20 protein-coding genes and 1 pseudogene are annotated in these 22,140 nt (G+C 58.7%); 16 read left to right on the top strand and 5 right to left on the bottom strand.

From position 1 onward, the window contains the following. Nucleotides 1-221: 221 nt before the first annotated feature. Nucleotides 222-773, bottom strand: a complete 552-nt coding sequence (locus POR16_RS17865) for an NUDIX hydrolase (RefSeq protein WP_005891679.1) — start codon at nucleotides 771-773, stop codon at nucleotides 222-224. A gap of 150 nt (nucleotides 774-923) precedes the next feature. Here POR16_RS17865 and POR16_RS17855 point away from each other — a divergent pair, with 150 nt between their 5' ends. The 5 genes from POR16_RS17855 to purT all read left to right on the top strand — a co-directional run bounded on the left by POR16_RS17855 (nucleotide 924) and on the right by purT (nucleotide 4,102). Then, nucleotides 924-1,520, top strand: a complete 597-nt coding sequence (locus POR16_RS17855; protein ID WP_005891680.1) for a CoA pyrophosphatase — start codon at nucleotides 924-926, stop codon at nucleotides 1,518-1,520. 76 nt (nucleotides 1,521-1,596) lie between these two features. Further along, nucleotides 1,597-2,121: a gamma carbonic anhydrase family protein gene (locus POR16_RS17850; RefSeq protein WP_005891681.1), complete on the top strand. Its 525-nt coding sequence runs from the start codon at nucleotides 1,597-1,599 to the stop codon at nucleotides 2,119-2,121. Continuing rightward, the gene (locus POR16_RS17845; RefSeq protein ID WP_005891682.1) at nucleotides 2,121-2,348 is read left to right on the top strand and encodes a DUF1289 domain-containing protein; all 228 of its coding nucleotides are present in this window, start codon (nucleotides 2,121-2,123) and stop codon (nucleotides 2,346-2,348) included. Before POR16_RS17850 ends, POR16_RS17845 begins: the two co-directional genes overlap by 1 nt. A gap of 2 nt (nucleotides 2,349-2,350) precedes the next feature. Beyond that, nucleotides 2,351-2,818: a VUT family protein gene (locus POR16_RS17840; protein ID WP_005891683.1), complete on the top strand. Its 468-nt coding sequence runs from the start codon at nucleotides 2,351-2,353 to the stop codon at nucleotides 2,816-2,818. 102 nt (nucleotides 2,819-2,920) lie between these two features. Beyond that, nucleotides 2,921-4,102, top strand: a complete 1,182-nt coding sequence (gene purT / locus POR16_RS17835) for a formate-dependent phosphoribosylglycinamide formyltransferase (protein WP_005891684.1) — start codon at nucleotides 2,921-2,923, stop codon at nucleotides 4,100-4,102. A 55-nt stretch (nucleotides 4,103-4,157) separates the two neighbouring features. Here purT and POR16_RS17830 read toward each other — a convergent pair whose 3' ends face one another. The 3 genes from POR16_RS17830 to POR16_RS17820 form a co-directional block, all read right to left on the bottom strand. After that, entirely contained in the window at nucleotides 4,158-5,468 is a 1,311-nt protein-coding gene (locus POR16_RS17830) for an MFS transporter (protein ID WP_005891686.1), read from the bottom strand. A gap of 136 nt (nucleotides 5,469-5,604) precedes the next feature. Continuing rightward, nucleotides 5,605-6,852, bottom strand: coding sequence for a CNNM domain-containing protein (locus tag POR16_RS17825; protein WP_005891688.1), 1,248 nt, complete (start codon nucleotides 6,850-6,852; stop codon nucleotides 5,605-5,607). A gap of 12 nt (nucleotides 6,853-6,864) precedes the next feature. Further along, a complete protein-coding gene (locus POR16_RS17820; protein ID WP_005891690.1) occupies nucleotides 6,865-7,677 on the bottom strand; it encodes a cytochrome C assembly family protein in 813 nt (270 codons plus the stop codon). A 213-nt stretch (nucleotides 7,678-7,890) separates the two neighbouring features. On the opposite strand from POR16_RS17820, the gene ffh reads away from it, so the two are divergent. The 11 genes and pseudogenes from ffh to POR16_RS17765 all read left to right on the top strand — a co-directional run bounded on the left by ffh (nucleotide 7,891) and on the right by POR16_RS17765 (nucleotide 21,500). After that, entirely contained in the window at nucleotides 7,891-9,267 is a 1,377-nt protein-coding gene (ffh, locus tag POR16_RS17815; RefSeq protein ID WP_024671790.1) for a signal recognition particle protein, read from the top strand. A 247-nt stretch (nucleotides 9,268-9,514) separates the two neighbouring features. Continuing rightward, entirely contained in the window at nucleotides 9,515-9,772 is a 258-nt protein-coding gene (gene rpsP, locus POR16_RS17810) for a 30S ribosomal protein S16 (RefSeq protein ID WP_003377687.1), read from the top strand. Between the two features lie 5 nt (nucleotides 9,773-9,777). Continuing rightward, nucleotides 9,778-10,317, top strand: a complete 540-nt coding sequence (gene rimM / locus POR16_RS17805) for a ribosome maturation factor RimM (protein ID WP_005891695.1) — start codon at nucleotides 9,778-9,780, stop codon at nucleotides 10,315-10,317. 5 nt (nucleotides 10,318-10,322) lie between these two features. Next, nucleotides 10,323-11,075 carry a tRNA (guanosine(37)-N1)-methyltransferase TrmD gene (trmD, locus tag POR16_RS17800; RefSeq protein ID WP_005891697.1) on the top strand — a complete coding sequence of 251 codons (753 nt, stop codon included), beginning with the start codon at nucleotides 10,323-10,325 and terminating at the stop codon, nucleotides 11,073-11,075. Between the two features lie 44 nt (nucleotides 11,076-11,119). Next, on the top strand, nucleotides 11,120-11,470 hold the full coding sequence (rplS, locus tag POR16_RS17795; protein ID WP_004878874.1) for a 50S ribosomal protein L19: 351 nt from the start codon (nucleotides 11,120-11,122) through the stop codon (nucleotides 11,468-11,470). Nucleotides 11,471-11,573: 103 nt separating this feature from the next. Next, entirely contained in the window at nucleotides 11,574-12,470 is an 897-nt protein-coding gene (xerD, locus tag POR16_RS17790; protein ID WP_005891699.1) for a site-specific tyrosine recombinase XerD, read from the top strand. Nucleotides 12,471-12,616: 146 nt separating this feature from the next. Further along, on the top strand, nucleotides 12,617-13,357 hold the full coding sequence (gene dsbC, locus POR16_RS17785) for a bifunctional protein-disulfide isomerase/oxidoreductase DsbC (protein WP_005891700.1): 741 nt from the start codon (nucleotides 12,617-12,619) through the stop codon (nucleotides 13,355-13,357). A gap of 115 nt (nucleotides 13,358-13,472) precedes the next feature. After that, the gene (locus POR16_RS17780) at nucleotides 13,473-14,777 is read left to right on the top strand and encodes a homoserine dehydrogenase (RefSeq protein ID WP_005891701.1); all 1,305 of its coding nucleotides are present in this window, start codon (nucleotides 13,473-13,475) and stop codon (nucleotides 14,775-14,777) included. Nucleotides 14,778-14,917: 140 nt separating this feature from the next. Then, nucleotides 14,918-16,327 (top strand): threonine synthase, encoded by a 1,410-nt coding sequence (gene thrC / locus POR16_RS17775; RefSeq protein ID WP_005891702.1) that lies wholly within the window; start codon nucleotides 14,918-14,920, stop codon nucleotides 16,325-16,327. A gap of 174 nt (nucleotides 16,328-16,501) precedes the next feature. Continuing rightward, entirely contained in the window at nucleotides 16,502-20,077 is a 3,576-nt protein-coding gene (locus tag POR16_RS17770) for an ATP-binding protein (RefSeq protein WP_162010136.1), read from the top strand. Between the two features lie 135 nt (nucleotides 20,078-20,212). Continuing rightward, nucleotides 20,213-21,500, top strand: a pseudogene (locus POR16_RS17765) (EAL domain-containing response regulator). Here POR16_RS17765 and POR16_RS17760 read toward each other — a convergent pair. Continuing rightward, nucleotides 21,473-22,135, bottom strand: coding sequence for a response regulator (locus POR16_RS17760; protein ID WP_005891709.1), 663 nt, complete (start codon nucleotides 22,133-22,135; stop codon nucleotides 21,473-21,475). The pseudogene POR16_RS17765 and the gene POR16_RS17760 sit on opposite strands and share 28 nt — an antisense overlap. Nucleotides 22,136-22,140: the final 5 nt, after the last annotated feature.

Below are 22,140 nucleotides of genomic sequence, written 5' to 3'. Positions count from 1 at the left end.
CTTCTTGCTGGCAATGCTTTCGGTATTGATAACTTTATTGTTGATGATTTTCTGTTCGCTGCCCTTGGGCACAATAGTCTGCGTGAACGCAGCCTGCGACAGTGGCAAGAATGACATGCAGAAGAACGCGAGCAACCAGCGCATTACGATTTCCCTGACGGCCTCGATTCATGGATAACGATCATTATCGATGACAGGCCGATGTTATTTGCAGCCCTGGCTCAGGTGTCCAGCATCGGACGTGACGGGGGGAGGGCGCTGGTATGAACCGGGTAAGTCTGCCGACGCCGATCCGCGAAGAAGCATTCTAGAGTACGCCTGACCGTCATGAAAGCCAGGTCCGCCCACGGAATGTCGGCTTCGTCGAATAACTGCACTTCCAGGCTCTCTATACCGGCGGAGAACGTTTCGGAGGCCATTTCTGCACGATAAAAAACATGCACCTGATTGATATGCGGAACATCAATCAGCGTATACAAGTGTAGCCCGGCCAATGTGGCGCAGGCTTCTTCGACGGTTTCCCGACGCGCGGCCTGCTCGACGGTTTCGCCGTTTTCCATGAAACCGGCCGGCAATGTCCAGAAGCCCAGACGCGGCTCGATGGCGCGACGGCAGAGCAAAACCTTTTCACCCAGCGTCACCAGACAGCCCGCGACAATATTCGGGTTCTGGTAATGGATGGTATGACAATGCTCGCAGACGTACCGCAAACGACTGTCGCCCTCGGGGATACGCTGAATGACCGGGTTGCCGCACTGGCTGCAGAATTTCATGTTTTCAGTCGATAGTGAACGCAGTCGCTATCTTGGCCTGTCGTGCCGTAGCTCGGCAACCCTCGGGTTTATCTGAGTTGCCTTGCAGGGGGTTGGGCACGACGTTGCTTTGGTGCATGATGCCAGACAGGCAACAGAACGAGATTTCCCATGCTGGATGAGCTACTTCACCGAGTCGTCAGTCACACGCCAGAGACTCTCGACACGGATCAAGGCTTCCCCGAGGCGGCGGTGCTGGTGCCTGTCACCCGCAGCGAACAACCCGAGCTGATCCTCACCCTGCGTGCCAGCGGCCTGTCGACTCATGGCGGTGAGGTGGCTTTTCCGGGTGGTCGACGCGATCCGGGCGATCCCGATCTGATCTTCACGGCTTTGCGCGAGGCGGAAGAGGAAATTGGCCTGCCTCCCGGCCTTGTCGAAATTATCGGCCCGCTCAGCCCGTTGATCTCCAAGCACGGGATCAAGGTCACACCCTATGTGGGGGTCATCCCCGATTTTGTCGAGTACCGCCCCAATGATGGCGAGATCGCGGCAGTGTTCAGCGTACCCCTTGAGTTCTTTCGTCAGGACACCCGCGAGCATACGCACCGCATCGATTACGAGGGCCGGAGCTGGTATGTGCCCAGTTATCGCTATGGCGGTTACAAGATCTGGGGGCTGACCGCGATCATGATCGTCGAACTGGTCAATGTGCTGTACGACAGTAAAATCAGCCTGCATCATCCGCCTGAACGCTCGACCACCTGAGCTGACGATTGCTACATCACCTGTAACCATCATCTGTAACAAGCCGAGCCATGAGCGGCCAGTCTGAGGTAACCGCATGAAGTTTCGCCTGGGAGAATCCCGTGTTCAGACCGACCCGCAAAGCTGGGTCGCGCCCAGTGCCGTGCTTATCGGCAATGTCAGGCTTGAGGCCGGAGCGAGTGTCTGGTTCAACACCGTTTTGCGCGGCGATAACGAGCTGATCCACATCGGTGAAAACAGCAATGTGCAAGACGGCACGGTGATGCACACCGACATGGGGTCGCCGCTGGCGATCGGCAGGGGCGTGACCATCGGTCACAATGCCATGCTGCACGGCTGCAGTGTCGACGACTACAGTCTGATCGGTATCAATGCGGTCATCCTCAACGGAGCAAAAATTGGCAAATACTGCATCATTGGCGCTAACTCGCTGATTGCAGAGGGCAAGGTCATTCCTGACGGCTCGCTGGTCATGGGTTCACCAGGCAAAGTGATACGCGAACTCACCGATGTGCAGAAGAAGATGCTTGAGGCCAGCGCCGCCCACTACGTTCACAATGCCCGGCGCTATGCCCGCGACCTGGCCGTGCAGGAAGATTGATGAGTAACGATTCCACAGATTCCATAGTTGAAAAGCCAGTCCGTTCCCCGTGCGTCAGCATCTGTGCGCTGGATGAGCAGGATATTTGCACCGGTTGCCAGCGCACCGTGGACGAGATCACACGGTGGAGCCGAATGAGCAACGACGAGCGTCGTGCCGTGCTGGGGCTGTGTGACGAGCGTGCCAGGGCCAGCGGGCTGATGTGGACGGTGGGCGGGGCACACTGATCATGCTTTTTCTGCTCGCCTACATCGGCAGCGTCGTGCTGATTAATTTCGCTTTTTCCAGTGCGCCGCATCTGGACATGATCTGGTCAGCGTGGGGAGGTCTGGTATTTGTGCTGCGCGACATGGTGCAGATTCGCTTCGGGCATGGCGCAATCGTCGCCATGCTGGCGGCGCTCGTGCTGTCTTATGTCACCAGCGATCCCACTATCGCGCTGGCCAGTGCCACGGCGTTTGCCGTATCCGAGTGCATCGACTGGCTGGTCTTCAGCATCACCAAGCGGCCGTTGCGTGACCGTTTGTGGATCAGCTCTGCACTAAGCATTCCGCTCGATACCTTCATCTTCTTCGGCATGATTGATGCCTTGACCGCCCCCGTCGTGCTGACCGCGCTGATCTCCAAGTTCGCCGGTGTCACTATTGTCTGGATGATCATGGCCTGGCGTGCGCGCAACAGTGCCTGCGCCGGTTGAAACCCATTTGTCCGGGCTTCATGGTAAATTGCGCGCCTTTCTTCACTGCGGTTGCTCGCATTAGGCGTGCAGCTCTCGATATCTGCTTCACGAGGACCTGAGATGACTCGAATCGGAACTCCACTGTCGCCCACCGCGACTCGCGTACTGTTCTGCGGCAGCGGCGAACTGGGCAAGGAAGTCGTGATCGAACTGCAGCGCCTCGGCGTTGAGGTGATCGCTGTTGACCGTTATGAGAACGCACCCGCCATGCAGGTCGCGCATCGCAGCCACGTCATCAACATGCTCGATGGCGCGGCCTTGCGTGCCGTCATCGAGGCTGAGAAGCCGCATTTCATCGTTCCGGAAATCGAAGCGATTGCCACTGCAACGCTGGTCGAGCTCGAAGCTGAAGGCTTCACGGTCATTCCGACTGCACGTGCCGCTCAGCTGACCATGAACCGCGAAGGCATTCGCCGTCTGGCGGCGGAAGAATTGAAGCTGCCGACCTCGCCGTATCACTTTGCCGACACCTTCGAGGCTTACAGCAATGCTGTCGAAGACCTGGGTTTCCCATGCGTGGTCAAGCCGGTCATGAGTTCTTCGGGCAAAGGGCAAAGCCTGCTGAAAAGCGCCGATGATGTGCAAAAGGCCTGGGATTACGCTCAGGAAGGCGGCCGTGCCGGCAAAGGGCGCGTCATCGTCGAAGGCTTTATCGACTTCGATTACGAGATCACCCTGCTGACCGTGCGTCACGTGGGCGGCACCACATTCTGTGCACCAGTGGGCCATCGTCAGGAGAAAGGTGACTATCAGGAGTCCTGGCAGCCACAGGTCATGAGCCCTGTAGCCCTGGCAGAGTCGGAGCGTGTTGCCAAGGCGGTGACCGAGGCTCTCGGTGGGCGTGGCATGTTCGGCGTCGAGTTGTTCATCAAAGGTGATCAGGTGTGGTTCAGCGAAGTCTCGCCGCGCCCGCATGACACCGGACTGGTTACCTTGATTTCTCAGGACCTTTCCCAGTTTGCTCTGCACGCTCGTGCCATTCTGGGTCTGCCGATCCCGTTGATTCGCCAGTTTGGTCCATCGGCCTCGGCAGTGATTCTGGTCGAAGGTCACTCTACGCAGACCGCCTTCGCCAACCTGGGCGCCGCGCTGGCAGAACCGGACACGGCGTTGCGTCTGTTTGGCAAGCCGGAAGTCGCCGGTCAACGTCGAATGGGCGTTGCCCTGGCTCGTGACGAGTCGATCGAAGCTGCGCGTGCCAAGGCGACACGGGCCGCTCAAGCGGTCAAGGTAGAACTGTAGGTCGTAAGCCAAAGGCTGCAGAAAAGGGCGTCCGGCCCTTTCTGCAGCCTGCAGTTCAAAGCTCTGTGTCTTTCGTTTCCTTCAGGCTCAAGACCGCCAGCACGCTGATCAGCGCTGCTGCAGAAACATACCCGCCGACCCAGCTCAAGCCGCCCATCGCTACCAGTTTCTGGGCGAAGAAGGGGGCCACCGAGGCGCCCACGATTCCACCCAGGTTGTAAGCGGCGGATGCGCCCGTGTAACGAACCTGCGTCGGAAACAGCTCTGGCAGCAGAGCGCCCATCGGGGCAAAGGTGATGCCCATCAAAAACAGTTCGATACAGAGGAACAGGGCCACTGCCCAGGTGCTGCCGTGGGTCAGCAGCGGCTCCATGATGAAGCCCGACAGAATCGTCAGCACGCCACCGACAACCAGCACCGGCTTGCGCCCGAAGCGATCACTTGCCAGTGCCGCCAGCGGTGTGGCCGCGGCCATGAACAACACGGCAAAGCACAGCAGCCCGAGGAATGTTTCGCGGGTATAGCCCAGGGTCGAAACGCCATAGCTCAGCGAAAACACGGTCGAGATATAAAACAGCGCGTAGCACACCACCATCGATGCCGCACCCAGAAGCATGGGTCTCCAGTGCTGACCGAAGGTTTCCACGATAGGCAGGCTGACGCGTTGTTGGCTTGCCATCGCTTTGGCGAAGACCGGCGTCTCTTCCAGTTTCAGGCGTACGTAGAGCCCGACCATGACTAGCACTGCGCTGAGCAGAAACGGGATTCGCCAGCCCCACTCGCGGAACTGATCGTCGTTCAGCGTCATGGCCAGTGCCAGAAACAGACCGTTTGCGGCCAGAAATCCGATTGATGGGCCCAGTTGCGGAAACATGCCGAACCAGGCGCGCTTGCCCTTTGGCGCGTTCTCGGTCGCCAGCAGGGCTGCGCCGCCCCATTCACCGCCCAGCCCCAGCCCCTGACCGAAGCGCAGTACGCAGAGCAGAATCGGCGCCCATGCGCCGATGGTCGCATAGCCCGGCAAAACTCCGATCAGTGTGGTGCAGATCCCCATTAGCAGCAGTGACGCGACCAGTGTCGACTTGCGCCCTATGCGGTCACCGAAGTGGCCGAACAGCGCTGACCCCAAAGGACGTGCAAGAAAGGCGATGCCGAAGGTCAGAAACGACGAGAGCATTTGCGCAGTGCCTGACGTCTGCGGGAAAAACACCGGGCCGATCACCAGTGCGGCTGCCGTGGCGTAAACGTAGAAGTCGTAGAACTCGATGGCCGTGCCAATGAAGCTGGCAGTGGCTACGCGGGTTGTTGAGTTGACTGGAGTAGCGAGCGCGTCATTACCTTCACGGGCGAGCAGAGTATTGGTCATGCGGACTCCCTGACAGTCATCTCGCCGGTCGGCCTGCGCCGTGCCCCGGCAAGCGTTGATTATTATGGTTGGGGGTGAAGCGCGGGGGAGAATAACGCGAAGAGTGGGGCGAAAGGCAATGGTGGCGCCCGTGAATCTATTTTAACGTGCCCACCAGCGTGTTGTGCCACATGGCTACCCGAGTGACGCGGTTGTCCTCGGTCTCGAGTATCTCCAGGCGGTAAGGCCCGATTTTCAGGCAGACCGGAGCCTCGGGAATGGTCTCTAGCGCTTCTGTAACCAGCCCGTTGAGGGTCTTCGGACCATCGGACGGCAGGTGCCAGCCGAGGCTTTTGTTCAGCTCGCGAATGGACGCTGCACCTTCGACTTCGAGGCGCCCGTCTTCCTGGCGTTTGACGTGAGGGTTGTCCAGCCTCTGCTCGCTCTCGAACTCACCGACGATTTCTTCGAGAATGTCTTCAAGGGTAACAATGCCCAGCACTTCGCCGTACTCATCCACCACCACGCCAAGGCGGCGTTGCTGCTTGTGAAAGTTCAACAGCTGCAATTGCAGCGGGGTGCTTTCGGGGACGAAATAAGGCTCGTAGCAGACCGCCAGCAATTGCTCCTTGGTCAGCGTGGCTTTGGGCAGCAGATGGCTTATGTCGCGAGTGTTGATGACCCCTTGTACCTGATTGATATCGTTGTGATAGACCGGCAGGCGCGTGTGACGGGAAATGATCAAGCGTTCGATGATCAGTTCTATCGGATCATCAAGGTTGACGCCGTCAACGTCATTGCGGGGTATCAGGATGTCATTGACGGTAATGCTGTCCAGCGCCCGGATGCCCGAAAGCACGTTGATACGCGGGTTATGTTCCTGAACAATCTCTTGCTGAACGGCCTTGTGCGAATCGTCATCGAAGGCCTGGCTCTGAGGTTGCACGTGGCGTGACGGAAACGGGCGCAGAAGGGTCTTGGCAAGCACGTTGAACACGTAGGCCAGCGGCCAGACGATCTTCATCGGAATGCGCAATACGCCATTGCCCAGCATCAGGGTCTCTACCGGATGGCGGTTTGCGAGGCGTCGCGGTATGTATTCGGCAAAAACCAGCATGACGCTGAACGTGGCCAGCCACGCCACGGTCGGTCCGTTGTAGAACCAGTACCCGGCAGCGATGAGTGTGACAATGACGGTGATCAACACCTTGATCAGGGTGTTGCACAGAATCAGGCTGTTCAGGTTGAAAGCCAGATCGGGAAGCGTCGCCGCTTCGTCCTTGCGGCTGGCGGCGCGCAGTGTCTTGAGCTGATGGTGAGCGGTTTCGACTGCCGTCAGCAGGGCGGCCCAGAGAGTCAGCAGGGCGACTACGCCAAGCAGCGGGCCGAGCGGCAAGTTATCCATGATCAGAGGCCATCAGATGTGCAGAATGAATTCGCGTACCAGCTTGCTGCCGAAATAGGCCAGCATCAGCAGGCAGAAACCGCCCAGGGTCCAGCGAATAGCCTTGTGCCCACGCCATCCGAGACGGTTGCGTCCCCACAGCAACACGCTGAATACAATCCAGGCCAGGCAGGCGAGCAGGGTCTTGTGCACCAGATGCTGGGCAAACAGGTTCTCGACGAACAGCCACCCGGAGAGCAGCGACAGCGACAGAAGTATCCAGCCAGCCCACAGGAAGCCGAACAGCAGGCTTTCCATGGTCTGCAGTGGCGGGAAGTTTCTGATCAGTCCGGTCGGATGCTTGTTCTTGAGCTGATGGTCCTGCACCAATACCAGCAAAGCCTGAAAGACCGCGATGGTGAACATCCCGTAAGCCAGCAGCGAGAGCAGGATGTGGCTGAGGATGCCCGGTTCTTCCATGATCGGCTGCACCGTACCGCTGGGCGCGAATTGCGCCAGCAGCACGGTGATCATGCCGAGCGGGAACAGCAGCACCAGCAGGTTTTCCACCGGTATGCGCGACGTGGCGATCAGTGTGACGGCGATCACCGAGGCGGCAATGAGGCTGGCCGAGTTGAAAAAGTCCAGCCCAAGGCCGACGGAGTGCGTCAGTTGGGAAAACAGACCTAAGGCGTGCGCAATGACCGCGAGCGTGCCGAGCAGGCACAGCAGCCGTTTGTCGGGCCTGGCGGTCTGGCTCAGGCGCACGCCCTGGTAGGCGGTCGCGGCGGCATAAAGGGCGGCGGCGGCGAGGCTGGGAAGCAGGCTGGGTGGCAAAGGGGACATAGATCCTGATGGACGGGCCTGGAAAGACGCTGAGTTTGGCATATAACCGGTAAATCACGAAAGACCAGAGAAGCAGTCTGCGTGGTGTCCGTGTGACGGAGTCTTCGCTATAATCCGCGACCTGCTCACGCCGCAGGCTCGCCGAGCGCCATTTCTGCATTACGGGCCGGGCCGCATCAACCGGGGTTCGACGAGAGCCTGAAAGGATCGCGCATGTTTGAAAATCTGACTGACCGCCTCTCGCAGACGCTGCGCCATGTAACTGGCAAGGCCAAGCTTAACGAGGACAATATCAAAGATACCTTGCGCGAAGTGCGTATGGCGTTGCTTGAAGCCGACGTCGCCTTGCCGGTGGTCAAAGACTTCGTCAACAGTGTCAGGGAGCGCGCCGTCGGTACCGAGGTGTCGCGCAGCCTGACGCCGGGTCAGGCGTTCGTGAAGATCGTCCAGGCCGAACTCGAAAGCCTGATGGGCGCCGCCAACGAAGACCTGGTGCTCAATGTCACTCCGCCTGCCGTGATCCTGATGGCGGGCCTGCAGGGTGCGGGCAAGACCACCACGGCTGGCAAGCTGGCGCGCTTCCTTAAAGAGCGCAAGAAAAAAACCGTCATGGTGGTGTCGGTCGACGTGTACCGTCCTGCCGCCATCAAGCAGCTCGAAACGCTGGCCAACGACATCGGCGTCACGTTCTTTGCTTCCGATATCAGTCAGAAGCCTGTCGAGATCGCGCAGGCTGCCATAAAAGAAGCGAAGCTCAAGTTCATCGACGTCGTGATCGTCGATACCGCCGGTCGTCTGCACGTCGATGTCGAGATGATGGGCGAGATTCAGGCGCTGCACGCTGCGACCAAGCCAGCCGAAACGCTGTTCGTGGTCGATGCCATGACCGGCCAGGATGCGGCCAATACCGCCAAGGCCTTCGGCGATGCGTTGCCGCTGACCGGTGTGATCCTTACCAAGGTCGACGGCGATGCTCGTGGCGGTGCTGCACTGTCGGTGCGTGCAATCACCGGCAAGCCGATCAAGTTCATTGGTATGGGCGAGAAGAGCGAGGCGCTGGAGCCGTTCCACCCGGACCGTATCGCCTCGCGGATTCTAGGCATGGGCGACGTGCTCAGCCTGATCGAGCAGGCCGAACAGACCCTCGACAAGGACAAGGCCGACAAGCTTGCCAAAAAGCTCAAGAAGGGCAAGGGCTTCGATCTCGAAGACTTCCGCGATCAGTTGCAACAGATGAAGAACATGGGCGGTCTCGGCGGCCTGATGGACAAGCTGCCGAGCATTGGTGGCGTCAACCTGTCGCAGATGGGCAATGCCCAGGGCGCGGCAGAGAAGCAATTCAAGCAGATGGAAGCCATCATCAACTCGATGACCCCTGCCGAACGTCGGGATCCCGAGCTGATCAGCGGTTCGCGCAAGCGCCGGATCGCCATGGGTTCCGGGACCCAGGTCCAGGACATCGGGCGTCTGATCAAGCAGCACAAGCAGATGCAGAAGATGATGAAAAAGTTCTCCGCCAAGGGCGGAATGGCAAAAATGATGCGCGGCATGGGCGGAATGCTGCCCGGCGGCGGCATGCCGAAAATGTAATTGTGTCGCGTGCAAGAGGTTTTGCATGCGTTTCATTCGGGAGGTGACTCCCGTCCAGCCCGTGTCATGCGGGCTTATACTCGCTGTCTTGATGACAGCTCCTTGGCAAATCTGGAAGGCATGCCGATAGGCGCCGGAAAAAGACATTTGCAAAAGTCCGGATATTCCTTAGAATATGCGGCCTTTCGGGCACCTATGCCCGCTGTGCATCTTAGATTTGCAGCACCGACTACAGGAACGATGTTCAATGCTAACCATCCGTCTTGCCCTTGGCGGCTCCAAAAAGCGCCCGTTTTACCACTTGACCGTAACCGACAGCCGCAACGCTCGTGACGGTTCCCACAAGGAACAGATCGGCTTCTTCAACCCGGTTGCCCGTGGTCAGGAAATCCGTTTGTCCGTTAACGAAGAACGCGTCAACTACTGGTTGAGCGTGGGTGCACAAACTTCCGAGCGCGTTGCCCAACTGCTGAAAGAGCACAACAAGACCAAGGCCGCGGCCTGAGTCTTATGAGCGCGACGCCTGCATCTGCCGACGATCTGATCGTCATTGGCAAGATTTACTCGGTTCATGGCGTTCGCGGCGAAGTGAAGGTGTATTCCTTTACTGATCCGATTGGAAACCTGTTGGACTACAAAACCTGGACGCTTCGGCGCGAAGGCAGCGTTGACAAACAGGTGGAGCTGGTCAGCGGACGCTTGCAGAGCAAGTTTCTGGTCGTAAAGCTCAAGGGTCTCGATGATCGCGAAGAAGCTCGTCTTCTCTCCGGTTACGACATCTGCGTGCCGCGCAACCTGTTCCCTGATCTGGACGATGGCGAGTACTACTGGTACCAGCTTGAAGGCCTAAAGGTCATCGACCAACTCGGGCAACTGCTCGGTAAAATCGATCACCTGCTCGAAACCGGTTCAAACGATGTAATGGTTGTAAAGCCCTGCGCGGGCAGCCTTGATGATCGTGAACGCCTGTTGCCCTATACGGAGCAATGCGTGTTGGCAATCGACATGGCCGCTGGCGAGATGAAGGTGGAATGGGACGCGGACTTCTGAATGCCATGGCCGGTCTGCGCATAGAAGTCATCAGTCTGTTTCCTGAAATGTTTTCCGCCATCAGCGAATACGGCATTACCAGCCGTGCGGTGAAGCAAGGGCTGTTGAAGCTCACTTGTTGGAATCCGCGGGATTACACCACTGATCGCCATCACACTGTGGATGATCGCCCATTTGGCGGTGGTCCGGGCATGGTGATGAAGATCAAGCCCCTTGAAGATGCTCTGGTTCAGGCCAGGCAAGCGGCGGGGGATGCGGCGAAGGTGATTTACCTGTCGCCACAAGGCCGACAGCTGAATCAGTCTGCGGTACGCGAACTGGCGCAGGAGGAAGCGATTATCCTCATCGCCGGTCGTTATGAAGGCATTGACGAGCGTTTTATTGATGCTCATGTCGATGAAGAGTGGTCGATTGGTGACTATGTTCTTTCCGGTGGCGAGCTGCCGGCGATGGTCCTGATTGACGCGGTTACGCGGCTGCTGCCTGGAGCTTTAGGGCATGTGGACTCCGCGGAGGAAGATTCCTTCACGGACGGTCTGCTGGATTGCCCGCATTACACCCGACCTGAGGTGTATGCGGATCAGCGTGTTCCCGACGTGTTGCTTAGTGGCAATCACGCGCACATCCGGCGTTGGCGTTTACAGCAGTCCCTCGGGCGGACCTATGAACGACGCGCTGATCTTCTGGAAAGCCGCTCGCTTTCTGGAGAAGAGAAGAAGCTGCTGGCGGAATACATCCGCGAGCGGGACGATAGTTAACGTATCGATGGTCGATCCAGACGGATTACCTTAGGAGCACCAGCATGACTAACAAAATCATTCTTGCCCTCGAAGCAGAGCAGATGACCAAAGAGATCCCTACCTTTGCACCAGGCGACACCGTTGTCGTTCAGGTTAAAGTGAAGGAAGGCGACCGCGCTCGTCTGCAAGCATTCGAAGGCGTTGTCATTGCCAAGCGTAACCGTGGCGTGAACAGTGCTTTCACTGTTCGTAAAATCTCCAACGGTGTTGGCGTTGAGCGTACTTTCCAGACTTACAGCCCGCAAATCGACAGCATGGCGGTGAAACGTCGCGGTGACGTTCGCAAGGCCAAGCTGTACTACCTGCGTGACCTGTCCGGTAAAGCAGCGCGCATCAAGGAAAAACTGTCCTGATACAGTTTTTCGATGCATAAAAAAGGCAGCCTCAGGGCTGCCTTTTTGCTGTCTGTTATCTGATGATTTGCTCTTGGCTTATTCCCACATGTAACGAGTAAAAATGGCTGCCATCAACCATCCGCTGATTGACCGGTTTCTGGACGCCCTCTGGCTCGAAAAGGGCCTGTCCGATAACACCCGCGACTCTTATCGCAGCGATCTTGCGCTGTTCAACGGCTGGCTGCAGGAACGCAACGTCGATCTGCCCGTTGCCGGGCGCGAAGTGATCCTCGATCACCTTGCGTGGCGCGTGGAAAATGCCTACAAGCCGCGTTCTACCGCGCGTTTTCTGTCCGGCGCGCGCGGCTTTTATCGCTACCTGCTGCGCGAAAAGCTGATTGCCGTCGATCCCACCCTGCAGATCGACATGCCTCAGCTGGGCAAGCCGTTGCCCAAGTCGCTCTCCGAAGCCGACGTCGAAGCATTGCTCGCCGCTCCTGACCTGAGTGAGCCAATCGGTGAGCGTGATCGTGCCATGCTTGAGGTGCTGTATGCCTGTGGTCTGCGCGTGACCGAACTGATCAGCCTGACACTGGAACAGGTCAACCTGCGCCAGGGCGTGCTGCGAGTGATGGGCAAGGGCAGCAAGGAGCGGTTGGTGCCAATGGGGGAGGAAGCGATTGTCTGGGTCGAGCGTTACATGCGTGGCGCCCGTGATGAGTTGTTAGGCGGAAAGCCCAGCGACGTGCTGTTCCCCAGCACCCGCGGCGACCAGATGACTCGTCAGACGTTCTGGCACCGTATCAAGCACCAGGCAACGGTTGCTGGTATCGGCAAATCCTTGTCGCCGCACACCCTGCGTCACGCCTTCGCGACTCATTTGCTCAACCACGGCGCCGACCTGCGCGTGGTGCAGATGCTCCTGGGGCATAGCGATCTGTCGACGACCCAGATCTACACCCATGTTGCGCGTGCGCGGTTGCAGGAAATGCATGCGAAGCATCATCCTCGGGGTTGAATGCTCGCGCTTTTCGCGAAAAGTCTTACATCAGTGCAGAGCGGCCTTTAAGCCCTAATGTGGTAGGCTTTGCCGGTTTCGCAGAACAAGGCCTGACCCTTCTGTTTTCAGCAGCCGTCAGCCTGTCCGCCGTCATAGGAGTTTTCATGCGTTTGCCCCAGATTTTCGCTGCCGCCGCTTTCATGCTGGCCGGTACTTTCAGTATGTTCGCCGCCGCAGATACCGAACCTGACCAGGCCATCCGCAAGACACTGGATTCGCTCCAGCTGGAACTGCCGGTCGAGAGCATTTCGCCGAGCCCGCTCAATGGCCTTTACGAAGTGAAGCTCAAGGGCGGTCGCGTGCTGTACGCCAGCGCCGACGGCCAGTTCGTGATGCAGGGCTACCTGTTCCAGGTGCAGAACGGCAAGCCGGTCAACCTGACCGAAAAGACCGAGCGTCTGGCCATTTCCAAGACGATCAATGGCATTCCGCTTTCCGATATGGTCATCTACCCGGCTGTCGGCGAGACCAAGTCGCACATCACGGTATTCACCGACACCACCTGCCCGTACTGCCACAAGCTGCACGAGGAAGTCGCGCAGTTGAACAAGATGGGTGTCGAAGTGCGGTACATGGCCTTCCCCCGTCAGGGGCTGGGTTCTCCGGGTGACGAGCAGTTGCAGGCTGTCTGGTGCTCCAAGGATCGCAAGTCTGCCATGGACCGTATGGTCGACGGCAAGGACATCAAGGCCGCCAAGTGCGACAACCCGGTCAGCAAGCAATATGAAATCGGCCAGTCTATCGGCGTGAACGGCACACCTGCGATTGTTCTGGCCGATGGTCAGGTCATTCCGGGCTACCAGCCTGCTGCTCAGGTCGCCAAACTGGCGATGGGCGCCAAATAGCACTGCGTCGCGTGAGGCGCAATCCTGGCGCCTCGTCTCATTTGTGGTCGCATGGTGACATGCGGCGGTTTTCCACGGCTGATTCATAATCGGCCGTTTTTCGGGGAGTTCATCAGTGAAACCGGTCAAAGTAGGCATCTGTGGGCTGGGTACTGTCGGTGGCGGTACTTTCAACGTACTTCAACGTAACGCCGAGGAGATTGCCCGTCGTGCCGGGCGTGGAATCGAAGTGGCGCAAATTGCGGTTCGTACACCCAATCCCAACTGCCAGATTGCCGGTACCCCTACCACCAGCGACGTGTTCGCGGTTGCGACCAACCCTGAAATCGATATCGTCGTGGAACTGATCGGTGGTTACACCGTTGCGCGTGAACTGGTGCTCAAGGCCATCGAAAACGGCAAGCATGTGGTCACGGCCAACAAGGCGCTGATCGCCGTTCACGGCAACGAGATTTTCGCCAAGGCCCGTGAAAAGGGTGTGATCGTTGCGTTTGAAGCGGCTGTCGCCGGTGGCATTCCGGTCATCAAGGCCATCCGTGAAGGTCTGTCGGCGAACCGTATCAACTGGCTCGCAGGCATCATCAACGGTACAGGCAATTTTATCCTCACCGAGATGCGCGAAAAGGGTCGCACCTTTCCGGATGTGCTGGCTGAAGCTCAGGCGCTGGGTTATGCAGAGGCCGATCCGACATTCGACGTCGAAGGCATCGACGCTGCCCACAAGCTGACCATCCTGGCGTCCATTGCCTTTGGTATCCCGTTGCAGTTCGACAAGGCTTACACCGAAGGCATTACCAAGCTCACCACTGCAGATGTGAACTACGCCGAAGCGCTGGGCTACCGCATCAAGCACCTGGGTGTCGCGCGCAGCACGGCACAGGGCATCGAACTGCGTGTACACCCCACGCTGATCCCGGCCGATCGCCTGATTGCCAACGTCAACGGTGTGATGAACGCGGTGATGGTCAACGGCGATGCCTCCGGTTCTACCCTGTTTTATGGCGCCGGTGCCGGTATGGAGCCGACCGCGTCGTCAGTCATCGCCGATCTGGTAGACGTCGTGCGGGCCATGACCTCTGACCCGGAAAACCGCGTGCCTCACCTGGCCTTCCAGCCTGATTCATTGTCCGCTCACCCGATTCTGCCGATCGAAGCCTGCGAAAGCGCCTATTACCTGCGCATCCAGGCCAAGGATCATCCGGGTGTGCTGGCGCAGGTGGCGAGCATTCTGTCCGAGCGCGGCATCAACATCGAATCGATCATGCAGAAGGAAGTCGAAGAACACGATGGCCTGGTGCCGATGATCCTGCTGACGCACCGCGTGGTGGAACAACGCATCAATGACGCCATCCAGGCACTGGAAGCGCTTCAGGACGTGGTAGGGCCGGTGGTTCGTATTCGCGTCGAGCACCTTAACTAACGTCGTTTGCAAGCTGTCGGTTACAGGCTGCAAGCACCAGACGACCAGATGCACGTCAGGCGTCAGTTGTTTTGAATTTGAGGCTTGAAGCCTGAAGCCCGGCGCTTCAAGCTTCAAGCTCACACCAAAGGTTTGATCCCATGCGCTATATCAGTACTCGCGGGCAGGCACCGGCCCTTAATTTCGAAGAGGTTCTGTTGACTGGTCTGGCCAGTGACGGCGGCCTCTATGTGCCTGAAAACCTGCCTCGTTTCACTCAGGAAGAGATCGCTTCCTGGGCGGGGCTGCCTTATCACGAACTGGCTTTCCGGGTGATGCGCCCGTTTGTGACAGGCAGCGTCCCGGATGCCGATTTCAAGCAGATCCTCGAAGAGACCTACAGCGTCTTTACCCACAGCGCGGTCGCGCCTCTGCGCCAGTTGAATGGCAACGAGTGGGTACTTGAGCTGTTCCACGGTCCGACCCTGGCGTTCAAGGACTTCGCACTGCAACTGCTCGGCCGTCTGTTGGACTACATGCTGGCCAAGCGTGGCGAGCGCGTGGTGATCATGGGCGCCACCTCGGGCGACACCGGGTCTGCAGCCATCGAAGGCTGCCGTCGTTGCGATAACGTCGACATCTTCATCCTGCATCCGAACAACCGGGTCTCGGACGTTCAACGTCGACAGATGACGACCATCTTCGGCGATAACATCCATAACATCGCCGTCGAAGGCAACTTTGACGACTGCCAGGAAATGGTCAAGGCCAGCTTCGCCGACCAGAGCTTCCTGAAGGGCACGCCTCTGGTGGCCGTCAACTCGATCAACTGGGCGCGCATCATGGCCCAGATCGTTTACTACTTTCATGCCTCGCTGCAACTGGGAGGCCCGGCGCGCTCGGTATCTTTCTCGGTTCCGACCGGCAACTTCGGCGATATCTTCGCGGGTTATCTGGCGCGCAACATGGGGCTGCCGATCAATCAACTGATCGTCGCCACCAACCGCAACGACATCCTGCACCGTTTCATGAGCGGTAATCAGTACGTCAAGGAAACCCTTTACTCCACGCTGTCGCCTTCAATGGACATCATGGTCTCGTCGAATTTCGAGCGTTTGCTGTTCGACATGCATGGTCGCAAGGGCTCGGCAATTGCCGAACTGATGAGCACGTTCAGACAGGGCGGCGGTTTCAGCGTCGAAGAAGAGCGTTGGACCGAGACCCGTAAACTGTTCGATTCGCTGGCGGTCAGTGACGAGGACACTTGCAAGACCATCGCCGAGGTATTCGAGAGCACCGGCGAGCTGCTTGATCCCCATACCGCTATCGGCGTGAAGGCTGCCCGTGAGTGTCGTCGCAGCCTGGATACGCCGATGGTGATCCTTGGCACAGCTCATCCGGTCAAATTCCCGGAAGCAGTGGAGAAGGCGGGCGTAGGAAAAGCGCTTGAGCTACCTGCACATTTGTCTGATTTGTTCGAGCGGGACGAACGCTGCACCGTACTGCCGAATGACCTGAAAGCCATACAGGCCTTTGTCAGCCAGCACGGCAACCGCGGCAAACCGCTCTGACAGAAGCGTCGTGTAACAACTTTAGGCCCGCCACTTGGCGGGCCTTTGTGTTCCTACGTGCCAAACTTCGCTGGTTTTTCGAACCAGAGAGTTGAGTCATTCGTGGGCAAGCAGGCAAGCAGACAGGACGTAGTCAGGGAGACGGGCAGCACGATGAGAGGCCGCGCATGGCGCATGGCATGGATGCTGTTGGCGCTGTTTCTTGCGCGTTCGGTCGATGCAGCCCAGAGCCTGCCGTTCACTCTCACCGCTCCGTTCGTGGTGTCTGAGGACCTCGTCATCAAGGCCAGGGATCGCGCATGGCTGGACCAGCGCAAGGCACTCAGGGTCGGCATTGCGATTGCCGATTACGAGCCGATCGATATTACCAGCGATCGTAATCGCTATCAGGGCATCAGCGCCGACTACCTGGGTCTGGTCAGTGATCAGTTAAATATACCGATGCAGGTCGTCGGTTTCACCAGACGTGAAGAGGCCATTGATGCACTGCGCGCGGGCAGGATCGATCTGCTGACCAGCGCCAACGGGTTCGAGCGAGGCGTGCCAGGGCTGTCGTTCTCGAGCGAGTACATGCCGGACCGGTCAGTGGTGGTCGGTCGGGGCAACGATCTGAGTCCGCCATCGAGCCTGGCCGGCAAAAAGGTCGTACTGCTCGACGGGTACGCCGATTCCGAGGTGGTGCACCGCGTCTATCCAGACAGTGAGATCATCATTGCCCCCAACCTCTACAGCGCGCTGGAGGCTCTCAGCCAGGGGGAGGCTGACGTTTTTATCGGCAACGAGGTGATCGTGCGCACTTACACCGCGCTGCGACCTTATCTGGGCTTGCAGATCAAGTTTGAAAGCCGCTTGCCGCCTGTCGGGTTTTCCTTTGCCATGCGCGGTGACGAGCAGCGCTTGCTGAGCCTGATTGATCAGGCACTCGGCAGTATCGCCCCTTCGGTCAGCCGTGAGGTGCTCGGGCGCTGGACTCTGGGCCTTGGGGCCGACGTAGACGGGCAGCGCATACGTCTGACCGGCGCAGAGCGCCGTTGGTTGCTCAAGCATCCGAAGGTGACGGTTTCTACCACGCAGCATCCACCCTACATCTACAAGGACAAAAATGGCCAGTGGGTGGGACTCAATGTCGACGTGCTGGCGCGTATCTCGCGCATGACCGGCTTGCAGTTCGAACATCAGGAAGTGCCCTCCACGCAGCAGAGTATTGATCTGCTTCGCTCTGGCCTGGCAGACATGAACACCTCGCTGGCCGAAAATGCCGAACGACGACGGTATCTGGACTTCACCTATTCGTTTGGTGGCAACAGCTGGATGTTCGTGGTGCGCTCCGATCGCTCGTCGCGGATATCGCTTGCCAGTCTGGACGGACAGGTGCTTGCGCTGCCTGCCCGGCACGCGCTTGAGGACATGATCAGGCAAGAATACCCGCTGATCAAACTCCGCCTGGTGGACACCTACGAGCAGGCACGCGCACTGGTCGAAAATGGTGCTGCAGAGGCGACCATTCAAAACGAAGCGGGCGCCTACCTGTTCCCCTCGGGGCAGTTGAAAGTGGCGCGCAGTGTCGATGGCAAGTGGTCCCCTGACAGGTTTTCAGTGGTCAAATCCCAACCCGAACTGCTGAGCGTTCTGAACAAGGCGCTGGAAGAGTTCCCGGTCGCCGAGCTGCGCTCTATTCGTTTGAAATGGTTGGGATCGACCCTGCCTCAGCCTTCGCTTTGGTCGCGGATACCGCAATGGGTGTTCTGGGTTGTGGCGCTTGCAGTGCTTACCGGGCTGGTATCGCTGGCCTGGAGCAGCCGTCTGAACGCGCAAATTCGCCAGCGACTCAAGGCTGAGCAACAGCTCAATGATCAACTGGCATTCAAGCATGCCTTGCTCGACGGCATCCCCAACCCCATTTATGTGCGTGACCTGAAAGGGCGTCTGATCTCGTGTAATCGCAGCTACGAGCAAGCGCTGGACATCAGCTTCGAACAGATGAACGGGCGACGCCTGACAGATGTTCATCTCATTCCGCGGCCATTGGCCGAACAGATGCATGCCGACTACCTCAAGCTGCTGGAAAATCATCAACCGGTCTTTTCCGACCGCACGATCGAGTTGTCCGGAAGGCGCATGGACGTCTGGCAATGGACGGTGCCTTTCTTCGCCGCCGACGGGCAATTACAGGGGCTGCTGGGTGGCTGGATCGACATCACCGAGCGCAAGCAACTGGAGCAGCAACTCGAAGACGCCATGCGTCAGGCAGCCGATGCCAACGAGGCGAAAAGTCTATTCCTGGCCAGCATGAGCCACGAAATTCGGACGCCGATGAGCGCAATCACCGGTTTGCTCGAGCTGGAATGCGAGCAGGCGCTACGCCAGGGTCAGGCACCATCCCAAGGCTTGCAGATTGCCCTTAGGTCGGCCACGGAGCTCGTGGCATTGATCGGCGAGAGCCTTGATCTGGCCAGGATCGAAGCAGGTGGCATGCAGTTGTCACTGTCGGTGACGTCGCTGCAGGCAGTATTCGAGGGAGCCATTGAACTGTTTTCGGCGCAGGCCAGGGAAAAAGGTCTGGAACTGCATCTGCAGTTCAGTGAACAGGCGCGGGGCGACTATTGGCTGGACTCGCTGAGGCTGCGTCAGGTGTTGCATAACCTGCTGGGCAATGCCTTGAAGTTCACTCACCAGGGGGAGGTTGTCGTCAGTGTGGATGTCTCGGATGTTTCGGCCGATGCTTCGCGGGTGCGAATCTGTATTCAGGACAGCGGTGCCGGTATTGAGCCGGATCGCCAGCAGCAGATATTTCAGCCCTTTATCCAGGCCAATGACGACACGGCTGCACGCTATGGCGGCAGCGGGCTTGGACTGAGCATCACCCGTCAACTGGTGGAACTGATGACAGGCGATATCAGCCTGCATAGCGAGCCGGGAAAGGGCACGCGGGTAACCATCGACATACCGCTTGCACGCGTCACCGGGCCGCTTGAGCCCATTGAGGATGCTCGGCAGGTGTACGCAGACACTCGCAGCCTGCGTCTGATAGTGGTCGATGACATGTCGGCCAACAGGCTGGTGCTCACCCGGCAACTGGAGTTTCTCGGCCATCGGGTGGTGGCGGTTTCGGACGGGGAGGCCGCCTTGGCGATATGGCGCGAAGAACTGTTCGATGCCGTAATCACCGATTGCAACATGCCAGGCATCAGCGGCTACGCATTGACCCAGGCCATTCGACAGATCGAGCAGAAAGAACGCCGCCGGCGCTGCCCTGTTATCGGCTGCACCGCCAACGCTCTGATTGATGAGGCCGGGCGCTGTGAACAGGCCGGCATGGACGGGCTGTTGATCAAGCCACTGTCTCTGGCGCGTCTGGCCCAGGAGCTGACAGACCGGGTGTCTGAGCCGACCTTCGACATACGCTCGCTGCAAGACATGACCCAGGCCAATCCGGAGCAGATGGACCGGTTGTTAAGCGAGCTCTGGAAAAACCTGCGACATGAGCATGACTTGCTGGAGCCTGCGGTATTGGCAAGCGACTGGAAGACGCTGGGTGCTTGCCTGCATCGGCTCAAGGGCGCTGCCAGCCTGGTGGACGCCGTGCCTTTGGCCAAAGCGTGTGCTGCGCTCGATGAAAGCGTTCGGCTGCAATCCGCGGCTGGCCTTGCCGAGCGCTGGCTGACGCTGGAAACGGCCATGACCTGCCTGCGCGCTGATATCGAGCTGCAACTGGCAGCGGTGCCTGAAATGACGCCGTCTCGCGATTGAGCTTTGCGGAACCGGTTCTGCAAAAAAAGCCGTGATCGCCAGCGCTTTTAAGACATGTCTTATGGGGCATGTCTGCGCGAGGGACTAAAATCAGTGTTCTGCTGTTCCGATGCTTTCAATCCCGTAGGCGTGACCGTGCATACACTCAAGGTTCTGATTCTCGAAGACCACCCGTTCCAGCTGATGGCCTTGCACCAGATGCTCAATGCCAATCAGGTCTTTGATGTGCTGGCCGCTGACAGCGTCGAAGCTGCGAAACAGTCATTGCACAGCCGCGGCCCTATCGACATCGCGATCTGCGACTTGCAGATGGAAGGGCCTGACGGTCTTGAACTGATCCGCTTTCTGGCTGAAAGCGGGCAGGCGAGGGCGCTGATCATCCTGAGTGTTTCCGCCACTTGCGTGCTGGAGGGCGTTGCGCAACTGGCACTCAATCAAGGCATAAAGGTGCTGGGTTACTTGCAGAAACCCGCTTCAGCCGCCGCGCTGTGCGAATTGCTCAAGGCTTATGGGCCTGGTCGTGCCGAGTCTAGGGTGCCTACGCCATCGCCTGTAAGCTGCGCTCCCGAAACTCTGTCTGCGCCAGAGCTGTTTGCCATGACAGGCCAGGACGCAGCCGGCGCAACCTCTGTGGCGGAGCAGTGGATTGCCTATTTTCAACCCAAGGTCAGCCTGCGCGGCGAATTGCTGGGGGTAGAAGCGCTGGTTCGCTGGCAGCACCCTGTGCATGGCCTGCTGGCCCCCGGGCGGTTCATGGCCACCATCGAAGCCAAAGGGCTGACCGCTGCGCTGACCTGGCGGGTGCTGGATCAGGCACTGCAATTATCTGCGCAAGTCCTGCGAGAGCAGGGTATGGCGTTGCCGGTCGCCGTCAACATCGACCCGCACGTGCTTCATCAAGCGGATTTCGCCGAGCAGATCATCCAGGCCCTTGCGCGTCATGGCGTACCGGCAAGTGCCCTGACCCTCGAAATTCTCGAGCAGGATGCCGCCCGGCCTGAAAACTGGCAACTGGAGAGCCTGTTGAGGCTGTGCATGCAGGGCTGCAGGTTGTCCATTGATGACTTCGGCATGGGCGCATCGAATATCGAAAGGCTGCTGCAGCTGCCGTTTTCCGAGCTGAAAATCCCGACCGAGTTTGTGCGTGGCATGGCCGATGATGCGCGCAAGTCCGCTGTAGTTGCCGGGGCAATGCTCATGGCGCAACGCCTGTCCATGTCAGTGGTGGTTGAAGGCGTCGAGACGGTAGACGATTTTCACAGTGTGCTGGCGTTGGGCGACCCTGCCGTTCAGGGGTATTTCATTGCCCGTCCGATGCCGGCGTCCGAGCTGTTGCACTGGATGGCCTCACGTGATGAAACGCGCCGACAGGCGGTGCTGGAGTGACTCTCGCACTCAAGACATCCCGCTTTCCTGCAGGTAAATGAATAATGTTGCGTCGTTGGCCAGGCCGAGTTTGCGCATGGCTCCGATTTTCTGCGCACTGACCGTCTGTTTGCTGCGATTGAGCTGTGCGGCGATCTGGCCGACCGTATGACCGGCCGCAAGCAGGCGCAGCACTTCCAGCTCCTTGGGCGACAGGCGCTCGGACGGCCGCATTGGCTGAGGTCCATGCGGGTGTATTTCTCTCAGAACCCTGCGCACTGAATCGGAAACAAACACCTCACCGAGCCGCGCACTTCTGATCGCCATCGGCAGTTCCCCGGTCAGGCTGGCCTTGCTCAATAACCCTCGCACACCGATGTCCAGCATGGACTGAAACAACCCGCCGTTGCTCAACGTTGTCACCACAACCACGGGCAGCGCCGGAAAGTCCCGGCGGATGCGCTGCAGCAGGCGCAAGCCGTCGCTTTGCTGTTCGACGGGCATCATGAAATCAGTCACCAGCACATCACAGCGGTGCTGCGTCAGCGCCTGCAGCAGTTCATCCGGGTTATGGGCTTGAGCCACCACGTTCGCCAGGCCATGCCGTTCCAGTACTACCCTAAGACCAATGAGGAAAATAGGGTGGTCATCCGCCACGATGACGCGCAACGGGCGATCGGTTGAATCGCTCAAGGTGT

The sequence above is a fragment of the Pseudomonas coronafaciens pv. oryzae str. 1_6 genome (genome assembly GCF_000156995.2).
GTDB classification, from domain to species: domain Bacteria; phylum Pseudomonadota; class Gammaproteobacteria; order Pseudomonadales; family Pseudomonadaceae; genus Aquipseudomonas; species Aquipseudomonas tremae.
Note: the sequence above shows the minus strand (reverse complement) of the source record. Positions and strands in the feature narration are given on the sequence as shown.